This is a genomic window from Vibrio sp. 2130-1, from assembly GCF_033339515.1.
This window is the reverse complement of record NZ_JAWOUT010000006.1, coordinates 64,971-78,854: the sequence shown is the minus strand read 5'-3', so window position 1 is coordinate 78,854 and position 13,884 is coordinate 64,971. Positions and strand designations below refer to the sequence as shown.

Sequence of the window (13,884 nt, the reverse complement as noted above, 5' to 3'; positions counted from 1 at the left end):
AAGTTAACTTTGCGCTAGCTTTTTTAATCTCAAAAAAAAGCCAGCGTTTGTGCGCTGGCTCATAATTAATTGGTTATTTTGGTCTAAAAGTGACTAATGAGCTTGATCCCAGTTATCACCGTGACCTGCTTCTGCAACCAACGGTACTTTTAGCTCTGCTGCAGATTCCATCAATTTCTGTACTTTACTTTCAATTTCGGACAATGATGACTCTTCAACTTCAAAGACCAATTCATCGTGTACTTGCATTAATAACTTCACACGACCATTGCCTTCTTCCTGAATCCACTGATCAACCAACAGCATCGCTTTCTTAATGATGTCCGCTGCCGTACCTTGCATTGGTGCGTTGATTGCCGCACGTTCAGCAGCTTTACGACGCATCCCGTTGCGCGATTTGATTTCTGGCAAATGCAAACGTCGACCAAAAATCGTTTCAACATACCCTTTATCTGCTGCTGTGCTGCGTGTGTCTTCCATGTACTGCATCACGCCTGGGTAACGTTCAAAGTATGTATCCATGTACGCTTGAGCCTCACCACGAGGAATGCCTAATTGCTTCGCCAAACCAAACGCACTCATGCCGTAAATAAGACCGAAATTAACCGCTTTCGCACGACGACGTTGCTCACTTGAAACGTCTTCAATAGAAACACCCATGATTTCTGCTGCGGTTGCCGCGTGGATATCTTTGCCATCACGGAATGCATCCAATAACGCTTGGTCACCAGAAAGGTGCGCCATGATGCGAAGTTCGATTTGCGAGTAGTCGACCGCTAAGATTTTATGCCCTGATGGCGCGACAAACGCTTGACGAATACGACGGCCAGCTTCGTTACGAATTGGAATGTTCTGTAAGTTCGGATCAGTAGAAGATAGACGACCCGTTGCAGTCACTGCTTGGTGGTAAGAAGTATGCACGCGCCCCGTTGATGGGTTGATCATCTTCGGCAGTTTGTCGGTGTAAGTTGATTTTAGCTTCGCCAAACCACGGTATTCCAAAATCAGTTTTGGTAGTGGGTAGTCTAGCGCGAGTTCTTGCAGAACTTCTTCATTCGTCGATGGTGTGCCTGATGGCGTTTTCTTCACAACCGGTAAACCCATTTTTTCAAATAGGATGGCTTGTAATTGCTTTGGCGAGTTCATGTTAAACTCTTGCTCTGCAATTTCGTACGCTTTCTTTTCAAGCTCATCAAGGCGAGCGGTAATCTCGACCGACTGCGCACTCAGCTTCATTTCATCGATAAAGACCCCAGTGCGTTCAATGCGCGAAAGAACTGGCACCAACGGCATTTCAATCTCTTCGTAAACTGTCTTCAGGCTTTCATCCTGCTCGATATTAGCAAACAAGCGATTGTGCAGACGAAGGGTCACATCCGCATCTTCTGCCGCGTATGGCGATGCTTGTTCCAGTTCGATTTGGTTAAACGTAAGCTGATTTTTGCCTTTACCTGCAATTTGCTCAAAAGAAATGCAGCTGTGCTGTAGGAAGCGAAGCGCCAAGCTGTCCATATCGTGTTTACCGCCGACACTGTTGTAGATATACGATTCCAACATCGTGTCGTGCTTGATACCTTTTAGCTCAATGTCGTAACGAGCGAGTACAGACGCATCATACTTTAAGTTTTGACCGACTTTTGCTTTCGCTGCATCTTCAAGAATTGGCTTCAGCTGTTCTAGTACCCAATCACGATCAAGCTGTTCAGGCGCATCTAAATAGTCATGTGCAACTGGCACATAAGCCGCAATACCTTCATCGACAGCGAATGACAAACCAACTAGATTCGCTAGCATGTAATCTAGGTTATCGGTCTCCGTATCAAATGCAAACAGCTCAGCCGTTTGAAGTTTATCTAGCCAAGCATTGAAGGTTTCTTTATCCAGAATTGTTTCATATTGGCTGCGATCGATTGTTACCGCAGAAGTTTCCATCTCGGCTTGAGAAGAAGAAGCTTGTGAAGATCCTGCAAGCTCTACGGCCTCCACAGATCCAGAACCGCCTTCAAGTAGTTCATTCAACCAAGATTTAAACGTCAGTTGGCCATACAGCTTCACTAATTCGTCTTTATTTGGTTCCGCTTTCAGCAATGATTCTGGCGTTTCCTCAAGCTCAACATCCAATTTGATGGTCGCGAGCTCATACGAAAGCATGGCATTTTCTTTGTTGTCGATGAGCTTTTTCGCCATGGTTTTAGAACCACGGAAACCAAGCCCTGCAATATCATCGAGGTTTTCATACAACTTCGTCAGACCACCAATGCCTTGCAGTAGTGCGGTCGCTGTTTTATCACCGACACCCGGTACACCAGGAATGTTATCTACTTTATCGCCCATCAGTGCTAAGTAGTCGATGATCAACTCAGGTGGAATGCCAAACTTTTCAACCACACCTTCACGATCCATTACGACGTTCGTCATGGTGTTGATCAAGGTAATGTTATCATCCACTAGCTGCGCCATGTCTTTATCACCAGTACTGATCAATACAGGCATGCCCTTTTGTGATGCTTGGTATGCTAACGTACCGATGACGTCATCCGCCTCGACGCCAGGAACACAGATCAGCGGCAAACCCATTGCACGAATAACATTGTGTAATGGTTCAATTTGACAACGCAGGTCATCCGGCATTGGCGGACGATTCGCTTTGTATTCTGCATACATATCATCACGAAAGGTTTTTCCCTTTGCATCGAAAACCACCGCGATGCGCTCAGACGCAAACTGACGCATCATGCTGCGTAACATGTTCACGACGCCGTAAACGGCATTAGTTGGAATTTCACCATTGCTCATGGTGCCCGGGTAGGCGTGAAAAGCGCGATATAGGTAAGAAGAGCCGTCGATAAGGATCAACGGATTTTCAGGAATACTTGCCATAATTGTCTGTATCCAATTCAGTACTTGAGAGATCTGCCTAGGATGCCATGACTGCTGATCTGAATCTATCTTGTTCGCTCGATCTAGGTCGCGTAAATTTTTCCGACTTTATTCACGAAAACACCACCCCCTGTGGATAACTCTGTTTATAGAAATTATCCACTGGTTATCCAATAACAAAAAACACAAGAAAACACCAACTCAAACTATTGATTTATAATAATAAATTCACATAACGGCGAGAAGATCAACGATCCTAAAATGATCATCGCATGTGGAAAAGATATTAATAGTGACGTCAAATAGAAATCGTAGAAAAGAAAAAAGCGACCCGAATGGGGTCGCCTAGCAGAAGTGGTAAAGCAAATTCTGTAAATAGAGCAGCTTAACCAAGAAGCTATAAATTACACTGGAAGCAATGTGAGCAATGTCGTGTCAAAAAGAATTCGTGCAAGTTCTCGGAAAAATGTTTCATCACTTCTCAACTTTCAGTTAATTAACTTCTGTTAATAAGTCACTCAACGTCCTTGTGAACTTTCCTCATTCCCTAAGACAGGTTTAATAATAATGATTCTCATTTCGTAGTCAACAGTTAAATGAGAAAAAATCTCATTTATTTTCACATTGCTTTAATGAAATGCACTCGAGACTCTCGAAGATTTACTTTTTCTTCAAACTTTTCAATGATATAGCCATTTCTCAATAACAAGCGAAGCATAGCCGGAAACTGGTTTCGAGATTTCACTTTTAATGTGTTGTAGCCTTGTTCTGCCACCCAATCCTCTTGAGCTTCCAAAAGCAGCTGTGCCACGCCTTCATTTCGAGCTTCAGGGACAACACCACCTAACCAGCTATAGAAAACACCATCCTCTAATTCGTAACCTATTTTGAAGCCGACAATCGTGCCATTTTTTTCTGCAACGAGGATTAAACTGTTTTTCTCTTCTAAACGTTGAGTCATGGAGTCTACCGTTTCTCCTTTCGAAAACTCGGTAACACGCGCCACAACTTGAAGTGCTTCTTCCAATGTGCCTTCACGAATCAGCATTGTCATTGTTCTCTTCTCCAAAATAAAAATACCCAAGCACCTTGGATTGTTACTGTTGTAATCCGCCTGAGGTTACTTGGGTATATACAGACGAACAACTCTTGTTGGTCTGGTATTTCTCACTGAGCGATAATTACTCTTCTGTCGCTTCCGGAGTACGATTTAGGTGTTGAGCAGTTTGTGCATTCTCTTCTGCCAACCACTCAGCAACGTCTTTCGCAAAGTACGTTAAGATGCCATCTGCACCTGCACGTTTGAAGCACAATAGTGATTCCATCACAATTTCACGCTCTTTGAGCCAGCCATTCATGATCGCCGCTTTATGCATCGCGTACTCGCCAGAGACTTGATAAGCAAATGTCGGTACTTGAAGTTCAGTTTTTACTCGGCGAACTACATCTAAGTATGGCATACCAGGTTTAACCATCACCATGTCCGCACCTTCATTGATGTCTAGCGCCACTTCGTGAATCGCTTCATCAATGTTTGCTGGGTCCATTTGGTAGTTTTTCTTGTTGCCGCCTTTTAGATTTGAAGAAGAGCCAACCGCATCACGGAATGGTCCGTAGTAGTTCGATGCGTACTTAGCCGAGTAAGCCATGATTTGAGTATGAATGTAGCCCGCGTTTTCTAATGCTTCGCGGATCTTACCAATTCGGCCATCCATCATGTCTGAAGGCGCGACTACGTCAGCACCCGCTTCTGCATGAGACAAAGCCTGCTTAACCAATACTTCTGTGGTTTCATCATTCATTACGTAGCCATCTTCATCGATGATGCCGTCTTGGCCATGTGTCGTGAATGGGTCGAGTGCCACGTCTGTGATTACACCAATTTGAGGAATGTGTTCTTTAAGCGCTCGTACTGCTCGCTGAACCAAACCTTCTGGGTTGTAGGCTTCAGTAGCACATAAGCTTTTAGCGTCTTGGTTTACGACAGGGAAAAGCGCGATTGCTGGAACGCCTAGATTTGCAAGGTATTGTGCTTCTTCTAGCATTAAATCAATCGACAAACGCTCTACACCCGGCATGGACTCCACGCTCTCACGACGATCTTTACCCATAAGAATGAACATTGGGTAAATCAGATCATTAACAGAAAGTTGGTTCTCAGCCATCAAACGACGACTAAAATCGTGCTTACGTAAACGACGCATACGGCGTGCAGGGAATGGACCTTGAATTGATACAGACACCATTTTCTCCTTGTCTGGACGGTTATGATGATCAAATCATCTGGTGAACAAAATCATATCACTCTTGATGCATGTTGCGAGTGACAATCTGGAAAAAGGTAATGAAAAAAACTGAAAATGACCCAGCACTCACACTCAAGTATACTTCGAATACGAAACCAACCATGAAGCACAGAGAGTAACGATGATCGATACCCACGCGCACATCTATGCTAGCGAATTTGATAACGACCGCGATGAAGTAGTACAACGCGCCTTAACGCAAGGCATTAATAAAATCCTGTTGCCAAACATCGATCTGGACTCAATTGAGCCCATGCTAAAAACCGAAGCGGCATATCCTGACGTATGCCACTCAATGATGGGGCTGCACCCTTGTTATGTGGACAGCAATGTTGAACAAACGTTGGAGATCATCCGCGGTTGGTTTGAGAAACACAAGTTTATTGCGGTGGGCGAAATTGGTATCGACCTATATTGGGATAAAACCTATCGTGCTGAGCAAGAAATGGCGTTCGTAGCTCAACTTAACTGGGCAAAAGAGATGGATTTACCAGTCGTTATCCACACTCGTGATTCGATTGAAGAAACACTCACTTTGCTACGACAAGAGCAAGATGGTCGTCTGCGTGGTGTATTCCACTGTTTTGGAGGCAGCTTAGAAGAAGCACAAGCAATCAATGAGCTAGGCTTCCACTTAGGCTTGGGTGGCGTATCAACCTTTAAGAATGGCGGGATGGATAAAGTCATTCCACATTTGGATATGCAGTGGGTCATTTTAGAAACCGACTGTCCATATTTAGCGCCGGTGCCACACCGTGGTAAACGTAATGAACCAGCCTACACTTCTCTCGTTGCACAACGTGTTGCCGACTTGCGTGATGTCGACATCGCAACCATCGATGCCATAACGACTGAGAATGCCAAAAAGCTGTTTAATATTTAATTCACGAGAATTGAAAAAAGCGACGAAATCAACGTCGCTTTTTTATCACCTAAACTATTGAATGAACGATTCAACCCGTTGAAATAGTAGAACAATCCATACAAAATTATTGATAAACATAATAATTAACTAGCAACTCTACTTACTTCTCATATCGTCACTTTACTTCGTCCGCTTTGCAAAACTGTCGACAACTCGACACATTATTTTTCTATACTGATTTACGCCCATTAATTAGCACAAATGTAAAACAGCATGAATATGGAAGTTGAAGTGTGTACACATGGTGCTTACTTACAACGCGTACCGCGCAGTTTTTTTCAAAAGCTGCTGGGCATCAAGGAAGTATACGTATGCACAAAATGTGGTTACGTCATGAAAGTTAAGTAATTAGCCCAAGAAAAAACCAACCGCAAAAAAAGCGGCTCAATTGAGCCGCTTTTCACATCTAGATTAGCCTTATTCTTCGGTTTCCGCTTCTACTTCTTCGCTTCGACGAGTATAAAAACGCGCGAAGAACAAACCGACTTCAAACAGTAAACACATCGGAATAGCGAGTAAGGTTTGCGAGATCATGTCTGGTGGCGTTAACACCATACCTACGACAAACGCAGCCACTATAATATAAGGACGTTTCTGTCTTAAATCTTCTGGTGTAGTGGCCCCAGTCCAACACAACAAAATAATCGCAACAGGCACCTCGAATGCGATACCAAACGCCATAAATAGCGCCAGCACAAAGTCGAGATAACTCGAGATATCAGTTGCAAACTCTACTCCACCAAGAGAGATGGCGGTAAAGAAGCCAAATACCAATGGAAATACCACGAAGTAGGCAAATGCCACTCCACAGTAGAACAATAGCGAACTAGAGAACAGCAGTGGCATGATCAATCGACGTTCATGCTTGTACAAACCTGGCGCTACAAATGCCCACACTTGATACAAGATAAACGGCACCGCAATAAATACCGAAGCAATTAACGTCAGCTTAAGTGGCGTAAAAAAAGGTGACGCTACATCCGTAGCAATCATGGTCGCGCCTTCAGGTAGACGTTCTACTAAAGGTGCGGAAACAAACTCGTAAATGTGGTTAGAGAAATAAATTAGTCCGACAAACACGACCAACACTGCGAGGATTGAGCGCAGTAGTCGGTTGCGAAGCTCCAACAAATGACTAATTAAAGGTTGTGTCTGCTCGACGGTAGACATGGCAAACCTCTTATTAAAAACCAGATCAAAAAGGAGCTACCAATCACTAGTAGCTCCTCCTAATGAGACTATTCGGCTTTCTTATCTGCCGCTGTAACCTTGCTCTCTTCCGCTTTCTCTACCTTTTCTGCTGCTGGCCCTGTTTTTACAGGCTCAGCCTCTGAATCGGTGTTCTTTGCGTAAGGACGATTTACAGATTGCGCTGCCTTCTTCAACTCTTCAACTGAAGATTTCAACTCAGGGGACAAATCATCCATCCCCATTTGTTCTGCTTTGCGCAAGTTTTCTTGCAGCTCTTGGACTTTCAGCTCGTGTGACAATTCGTCTTTGACGCTATTTGCCATACTCTTAGCGGCACCGATAAAGCGAGACACGCTGCGAATAGCATGAGGCAAACGCTCCGGCCCAAGAACGACCAGACCAACAACAGATATTAATACCAGTTCCCAAAAACCGATATCAAACACGTTTTACGCCTGCTCTTTGTCTTTTTTCGTTTCAGGAGCAGCTTCTTTTTTCTGCTGCTCTTCTAGACTTTTTGGTTCGAAGTCTGCGTCTTTGTCATTTTTCGCAGGTTCATCTTCGCTCATCGCTTTTTTGAAGCCCTTAACGGCACCACCCAGATCGCCACCGATACCGCGTAGTTTCTTTGTTCCGAATAGCAATACAACAATTACAGCAATGATTAGAAGTTGCCAAACACTGATACCACCCATTCTCTTTACCTCGGGTCTTTAAACAAACAAAAATATTTCAAGAGTTTAACGTCTATTGACGATAAGCTCGCCAACTAAGCAGCCAAAATGTGACACCTGCGATACCGCAGGCCAACGAAAGCTGCTCAAAAGCATCGTTCACCAATATTGCCGAGCATACGACTAAAGTCGCGCCAACGCCAAACAAAAACTTTCCTGTCGCCTGCTGGCGCTTGCTCTGGCGATACCCTTGATAAAGCTGATCCATACGTTGATTCATCGCTTTACCTTGTTTCAGGCTATCGTAAAGTAGCTCTGGCAGTTCAGGTAATTTCTCTGCCCAAAATGGTGCGCGGTCTTTAATCGCATTCACTAGAGCTTGCGGCCCAACTTGATTCATCATCCATTCTTCCAGGAATGGTTTTGCGGTCTCCCACAAATCAAGTTGAGGATATAGCTGCCTACCAAGCCCTTCCACGTACAACAGCGTTTTTTGCAACAGTACAAGTTGTGGCTGAACCTCCATATTGAATCGACGTGCCGTGTTGAACAAATTCAACAACACATGACCAAAGGAGATTTCGCACAATGGCTTAGCAAAAATAGGCTCACACACAATGCGAATCGCGAACTCAAACTCATCGACATTGGTATCCGCAGGCACCCACCCTGAATCAACATGTAACTCCGCCACTCGGCGGTAGTCACGATTGAAAAACGCCAGGAAGTTTTCCGCCAGATAACGCTTGTCTTCGCTATTAAGTGTACCAACGATTCCGCAATCTAGCCCTATCCACATTGGGTTCTCTGGATGTTCGGGTTTGACGAACACATTACCCGGATGCATATCGGCATGGAAAAAGCTGTCTCGGAACACCTGAGTGAAGAACACACTCACACCGCGTTCCGCGAGCAATTTCATATTGGTGCCATTTGCTTTCAAGCCTTCAATATCAGAGACTTGAATTCCATATATTCGCTCAGAAACCATGACAGTTTCATTACTGAAGTCGGGAAAAACTTCAGGAACATACAATTCTTCGCTGCCCTCAAAGTTGCGGCGCAACTGAATGGCATTCGCCGCCTCACGTCGCAAGTCGAGTTCATCAAGCAGGGTTTTCTCGTACTCACGCACGACTTCAACTGGTTTTAAACGACGTGCTTCAGGCATCGCTCCGGCGACTATACGCGCCATTCGGTGCATCAGTTTTAGATCTGAATCAATGACTGGGCGAATATCTGGGCGGATAACCTTTAATACCACTTCTTGGTTAGTGTCTTTTATGCGCGCAGTATGTACCTGAGCAATCGACGCAGACGCCAGTGGTTTGATATCAAACTCGGTAAACCATTTTTCTAACGGACCACCTAATGCTTGCTCCATCTGCTTTTTTGCCAACTCGCCATCAAAAGGCGCGACTTGGTCTTGAAGTAAAGCTAGAGGATCAGCGATATGCGGAGGAAATAAGTCACGGCGCGTCGACATCATCTGACCGAACTTAATCCAAACCGGCCCCAGCTCTTGCAGTGCTAAACGCAGACGTTCACCGAGTGGTTTTTCTGGGTGCTTGTTCTTAATCCAAAACAAGCTTTTGCGCAGTAAAAGCGGAGCTTTGGTCAGTTGGTGATCGGGAAGCAGCTCATCTAAGCCGTATTCCAGTTGTACTTTGGCGATGTGGTATAAGCGCTTTAGTTCTGCTGGCGTCATGGTTTCTCCAATGCAGGCTTATCTGCATCCAGCTTATTCAGCAAAGCCGTTAAACGAGCTTCAATGCGAGAAGCCTGGCTACGAACCTCATCAACTTGGTCGCAGAAATAGGCCACTTCTAACGGAGCGGGAGCCAGTTTCCATTCTTCAGTCACTACTTGCGCAAGATGACGCTGGTGTTTTTCTGCTTGAGACGCAAGAAAGTTGCCGATGTTTTTTGAACCTTGCACAAAGGTATGTGCGGCGACATCGCCAGTCACGCGAGACAACCACTCTTCAACATCTGGTTTGCAATCCACCATCAACTGAGAGAATTTCTGCGCCAATTGAATATCGCCTTCGAGTTCAAGTTTATCTTGTTTAATAAGACGAGTGATGTTGGCCTGATCGCGCAGCTCTGGTAACACACTCAAGTTGAGCGATAGATAGCAGTTAGGCTGCCCTTCGTAATGACCAAGCACATCAATATGCTGACTAAAAACGAATGTCAGTGTTTTATTGATCTCTTTCAGGTGAACTTGAATAACTTGACCTTTTAGACGCGCTAAACGACGGCCCAATGCAGGGTCGTCTTTGATCAGTGTATTCAGTGACGTTTCAATCACAGCGGTGATAAGTGGTTCAAATGGCATGCCGTTAACCCTTAGAATTTATAACCGCGATGCAAAGCCACAATACCACCAGTTAAGTTGTAGTATTTGGTGTTTTCAAAACCTGCGTCTTGCATCATGCCTTCCAGCGTTTCTTGGTCTGGATGCATACGGATTGACTCCGCTAGGTAGCGGTAACTCTCTGAGTCATTCGCAACTAGCTCACCGATTCTCGGCAACAAGTGGAATGAATATGCGTCGTATACTTTCGATAACGGCTCTAGCACTGGTTTTGAAAATTCCAACACCAATAGGCGGCCGCCTGGCTTCAGTACGCGGAACATTGAACGAAGCGCTTTGTCTTTGTCAGTCACATTACGCAAACAAAAACTGATGGTGATAACATCAAAATAATCATCTGGGAACGGCAGTTCTTCTGCGTTGGCTTGAACGTAATGCACGTTACCCACAATACCGTTATCACGCAGTTTATCGCGACCAACGTTAAGCATTGAGTTATTGATATCGGCAAGGATGACATGGCCTTCATCGCCAACAATGCGCGAGAATTTCGCCGTCAAATCCCCCGTACCACCACCTAGGTCAAGAATACGTTGGCCAGGGCGAGCGCCACTACAATCGATAGTGAAGCGCTTCCAAAGGCGGTGAATACCACCTGACATCAGGTCATTCATGATGTCGTATTTTGTTGCCACGGAGTGGAATACTTCGGCAACCTTAGTCACTTTTTCGTCTTTTGCCACTGTAGAGAAACCAAAGTGAGTGGTTTCATTCTCTAACGCTGTATTGGATTGCAAACTTGTGTCCGTCATTCTAATTCCTCTTAGGCAGCGCTTTCCTCTACGGGGCGTTTGTTGACAAATAAAATCGCCCACTGCACTGCGGGCGATTAGTTTACTTTATCCTCAGCCGGATGTCTTTCTACTAACGGGTCATTTTCTGAAAATGCATCACTCTGCGCTAACTGCGCGAGGTCGGAAGAAATCGGTCGTTTAATTTCAACTCCCAAGTGTTTAAAGCTTTCGGCTTGGCGAATCACATTTCCGCGCCCTGTGGCAAGCTTGTTCATCGCACCTTGATAGCTTTGATTCGCCTTATCCAGCGCACCGCCGAGCCCCTCCATGTCGTCTACAAACAATCGTAATTTGTCGTAGAGTTTTGTCGCACGCTGCGCAATCATTTTGGCGTTTTCATTTTGGCGTTCATTGCGCCATAGATTATCAATGGTGCGCAATGCCACCAGCAACGTTGTTGGGCTCACCAAAATGATGTTTTGCTCCATCGCGTCTTTAATCAAGCTCGGATCGGCTTGAATCGCGACTTGGAACGCCGGCTCAACCGGGATAAACATCAGAACATAGTCCAAACTCTGAATACCTTTGAGTTTGTGGTAGTCCTTCATGCTTAACCCTTTGATATGTGCACGTAGAGCAGCTAAGTGCGCATTCAAAGCCTGATCGCGCTCAGCATCAGTTTCGGCGTTGAAGTAGCGCTCATAGGCAACCAGCGCCATTTTAGAATCCACAACCACTTGTTTGTTTTGTGGGAGATGAACAATGACATCAGGTTGGTAACGCTTGCCTGCTTCATTTTGTAAGTTCACCTGAGTCTGATATTCGTGCCCTTCACGCAAGCCAGATTCGGCAAGTACCCTAGCGAGCACCACTTCGCCCCAGTTACCTTGCTGTTTGTTGTCCCCTTTCAACGCTTGGGTCAAATTAACTGCTTCGCGCGTCATTTGCTCGTTCAAACGTTGCAGGTTTTTCAGCTCATGCACTAAGGTATGGCGCTCTTTAGCTTCTTGGCTAAAGCTGTCATTAACGTGCTTTTTGAACCCTTCTAACTGTTCTCTAAGCGGTGACAACAAGCCTTCTAAACTCTGACGGTTTTGCAAATCGACCTTCGCGGTTTTTTCTTCAAACAGTTGATTTGCCAAGTGCTCAAATTGTTGTTTCAAGCGTGCTTCCGCTTGTTCTAAAATTTGCAGTTTTTCGGCATTGGCTTGGTTAATTTGCTCATGGCGAGCTTGCTGTTCACGCAGTTGCGTTTCTAGACGTGATTTGTGTTCACGCATTTGACCAAGCTCATCAAAGTATTGCTGGCGCTCTTGCTTTACGGCCTCGAAGTAACGCAGTTTTTCCATAGCTGCCATCAGCTTTCCGTGCGTTTGACGCACTTCAAACGCGGCTTTATCGCGCTCATCATCTAATTCATCCAACTCTTGCTGGGCATCGGCAAGGCTTTGCTTGACCTGTTCAAGTTGCTGTTGATGAAGCTGTTTTTCTGAAACAAGTTGTTGCTCGAGAAGCTGAGTTTGGGTGATAAAACGCTGTTTCACCCACCAACCGGCAGCGACACCACTAAGCGTGGCAGCACAAAGAGAAGAGAGAATGAGAGATTGGTACTCAAGAATCCATTGCATAATAGCGAGTTAGCCTGTGTTTTGTATCTATAACAATGGTATTTAGACACTGGATAAATGTCCAGTTTGTTGGATGAAAAATCCTCGCATACACTAGGCCTTCCTATAATATTCTTTCTTCCGCTCAAATTATCCAAACCGAGCGGCACATCATCACGCAGAGGCATCATGAACGAGCGTCGCGCCCTAGGATTTGGGCTCTCAGCAGTATTACTTTGGTCTACCGTTGCAACCGCATTTAAACTCACGCTGGCAGAATTTACGCCGATTCAAATGCTATGCATTGCCAGCATCGTCTCTGCGATTGCACTAACAGTAATCTGTGGTGTGCAAGGTAAACTGGGCCAGTTAAGCGCTACATTTTTCTCAAACCCTTGGTATTACCTACTGCTTGGGTTGATTAACCCTTTGGCGTATTACGTTATTCTGTTCAAAGCATATGACTTGCTGCCCGCATCTCAGGCTCAAGCGATCAACTACAGCTGGGCCATCACCTTAACGCTAATGGCCGCTGTTTTCTTAGGACAAAAGATCCGTGGTAAGGACTGGCTGGCTTGCGGTTTTAGTTATGTCGGCGTGATAGTGATTGCCACACAAGGCAATCTTTTAGGCATGGAATTTGAGAGCCCGTTGGGTGTTGGTCTTGCGCTGCTATCAACACTGCTGTGGGCCGGTTACTGGATTTTAAATACCAAAAATAAGGCCGACCCTGTGGTTGGCGTTCTGCTCGGCTTTTTGGTCGCTATTCCATTCGCCATTGGTTTAAGTCTTTATGAAGGTGCGAGCTGGCAGGCAATCTCAATTAAAGGCTGGGCAGCGGTGACGTATGTCGGATTGTTTGAAATGGGGATCACTTTCGTTTTGTGGCTAAGCGCACTCAAATCAACGCAAAACACCGCGCGTATCAGTAATCTGATCTTTGCTTCTCCATTTATCTCACTCATGTTGTTAGCTACCATCATCGGCGAAGAAATTCATCCTTCAACCTTGATTGGCCTGGTATTGATCATCAGTGGCTTAGTCATTCAGCAATTCTCATGGGGCAAGAAAACCAAAGCGGTAAACGCTTCTTAATCACCTATCAAAAGCCCTAAAAAACGATGCAATAAGTTGGATAAAAAAGAGATATAGATAACATTTTAATGATAGAAAGCACTTTACGCTGCT

General features: G+C 45.1%; 12 protein-coding genes. 2 read left to right on the top strand and 10 right to left on the bottom strand.

Annotated elements, in window-relative coordinates:
* Positions 1-93: 93 nt before the first annotated feature.
* The 3 genes from polA to hemB form a co-directional block, all read right to left on the bottom strand.
* Positions 94-2,880, bottom strand: a complete 2,787-nt coding sequence (polA, locus tag R7Q09_RS10640) for a DNA polymerase I (protein ID WP_005379246.1) — start codon at positions 2,878-2,880, stop codon at positions 94-96.
* Positions 2,881-3,499: 619 nt separating this feature from the next.
* Positions 3,500-3,934: a GNAT family N-acetyltransferase gene (locus tag R7Q09_RS10635; protein WP_005379245.1), complete on the bottom strand. Its 435-nt coding sequence runs from the start codon at positions 3,932-3,934 to the stop codon at positions 3,500-3,502.
* Between the two features lie 127 nt (positions 3,935-4,061).
* A complete protein-coding gene (hemB, locus tag R7Q09_RS10630; RefSeq protein ID WP_031777176.1) occupies positions 4,062-5,123 on the bottom strand; it encodes a porphobilinogen synthase in 1,062 nt (353 codons plus the stop codon).
* A gap of 184 nt (positions 5,124-5,307) precedes the next feature.
* Between hemB and R7Q09_RS10625 the strand changes: the two genes are divergently transcribed.
* The gene (locus tag R7Q09_RS10625; RefSeq protein WP_115385649.1) at positions 5,308-6,069 is read left to right on the top strand and encodes a TatD family hydrolase; all 762 of its coding nucleotides are present in this window, start codon (positions 5,308-5,310) and stop codon (positions 6,067-6,069) included.
* Between the two features lie 459 nt (positions 6,070-6,528).
* On the opposite strand, the gene tatC is transcribed toward R7Q09_RS10625, so the two are convergent.
* From tatC to rmuC, 7 genes are all read right to left on the bottom strand, one after another.
* Complete coding sequence (gene tatC, locus R7Q09_RS10620) at positions 6,529-7,281, bottom strand: twin-arginine translocase subunit TatC (protein WP_005379234.1); 753 nt, start codon at positions 7,279-7,281, stop codon at positions 6,529-6,531.
* A 68-nt stretch (positions 7,282-7,349) separates the two neighbouring features.
* Positions 7,350-7,748 carry a Sec-independent protein translocase protein TatB gene (tatB, locus tag R7Q09_RS10615; RefSeq protein ID WP_318070442.1) on the bottom strand — a complete coding sequence of 133 codons (399 nt, stop codon included), beginning with the start codon at positions 7,746-7,748 and terminating at the stop codon, positions 7,350-7,352.
* A gap of 3 nt (positions 7,749-7,751) precedes the next feature.
* On the bottom strand, positions 7,752-7,997 hold the full coding sequence (gene tatA, locus R7Q09_RS10610; protein ID WP_005382958.1) for a Sec-independent protein translocase subunit TatA: 246 nt from the start codon (positions 7,995-7,997) through the stop codon (positions 7,752-7,754).
* Between the two features lie 52 nt (positions 7,998-8,049).
* Complete coding sequence (gene ubiB, locus R7Q09_RS10605; RefSeq protein WP_005379226.1) at positions 8,050-9,684, bottom strand: ubiquinone biosynthesis regulatory protein kinase UbiB; 1,635 nt, start codon at positions 9,682-9,684, stop codon at positions 8,050-8,052.
* Entirely contained in the window at positions 9,681-10,316 is a 636-nt protein-coding gene (locus R7Q09_RS10600) for an SCP2 domain-containing protein (RefSeq protein WP_318070441.1), read from the bottom strand. Before R7Q09_RS10600 ends, ubiB begins: the two co-directional genes overlap by 4 nt.
* An 11-nt stretch (positions 10,317-10,327) precedes the next feature.
* Positions 10,328-11,107 (bottom strand): bifunctional demethylmenaquinone methyltransferase/2-methoxy-6-polyprenyl-1,4-benzoquinol methylase UbiE, encoded by a 780-nt coding sequence (gene ubiE, locus R7Q09_RS10595; RefSeq protein ID WP_005379210.1) that lies wholly within the window; start codon positions 11,105-11,107, stop codon positions 10,328-10,330.
* A gap of 77 nt (positions 11,108-11,184) precedes the next feature.
* The gene (gene rmuC, locus R7Q09_RS10590) at positions 11,185-12,717 is read right to left on the bottom strand and encodes a DNA recombination protein RmuC (RefSeq protein WP_005379209.1); all 1,533 of its coding nucleotides are present in this window, start codon (positions 12,715-12,717) and stop codon (positions 11,185-11,187) included.
* 168 nt (positions 12,718-12,885) lie between these two features.
* Here rmuC and R7Q09_RS10585 point away from each other — a divergent pair, with 168 nt between their 5' ends.
* On the top strand, positions 12,886-13,791 hold the full coding sequence (locus R7Q09_RS10585) for a DMT family transporter (protein WP_318070440.1): 906 nt from the start codon (positions 12,886-12,888) through the stop codon (positions 13,789-13,791).
* The last annotated feature ends 93 nt before the right edge of the window (positions 13,792-13,884 follow it).

Bases quoted from the DNA above. Each gene is read 5' to 3' on its own strand.
- rmuC (WP_005379209.1), bottom strand. From the start codon at position 12,717: ATGCAATGGATTCTTGAGTACCAATCTCTCATTCTCTCTTCTCTTTGT.
- R7Q09_RS10600 (WP_318070441.1), bottom strand. From the start codon at position 10,316: ATGCCATTTGAACCACTTATCACCGCTGTGATTGAAACGTCACTGAAT.
- R7Q09_RS10585 (WP_318070440.1), top strand. From the start codon at position 12,886: ATGAACGAGCGTCGCGCCCTAGGATTTGGGCTCTCAGCAGTATTACTT.
- R7Q09_RS10625 (WP_115385649.1), top strand. From the start codon at position 5,308: ATGATCGATACCCACGCGCACATCTATGCTAGCGAATTTGATAACGAC.
- tatC (WP_005379234.1), bottom strand. From the start codon at position 7,281: ATGTCTACCGTCGAGCAGACACAACCTTTAATTAGTCATTTGTTGGAG.
- tatA (WP_005382958.1), bottom strand. From the start codon at position 7,997: ATGGGTGGTATCAGTGTTTGGCAACTTCTAATCATTGCTGTAATTGTT.
- R7Q09_RS10635 (WP_005379245.1), bottom strand. From the start codon at position 3,934: ATGACAATGCTGATTCGTGAAGGCACATTGGAAGAAGCACTTCAAGTT.
- ubiE (WP_005379210.1), bottom strand. From the start codon at position 11,107: ATGACGGACACAAGTTTGCAATCCAATACAGCGTTAGAGAATGAAACC.
- polA (WP_005379246.1), bottom strand. From the start codon at position 2,880: ATGGCAAGTATTCCTGAAAATCCGTTGATCCTTATCGACGGCTCTTCT.
- ubiB (WP_005379226.1), bottom strand. From the start codon at position 9,684: ATGACGCCAGCAGAACTAAAGCGCTTATACCACATCGCCAAAGTACAA.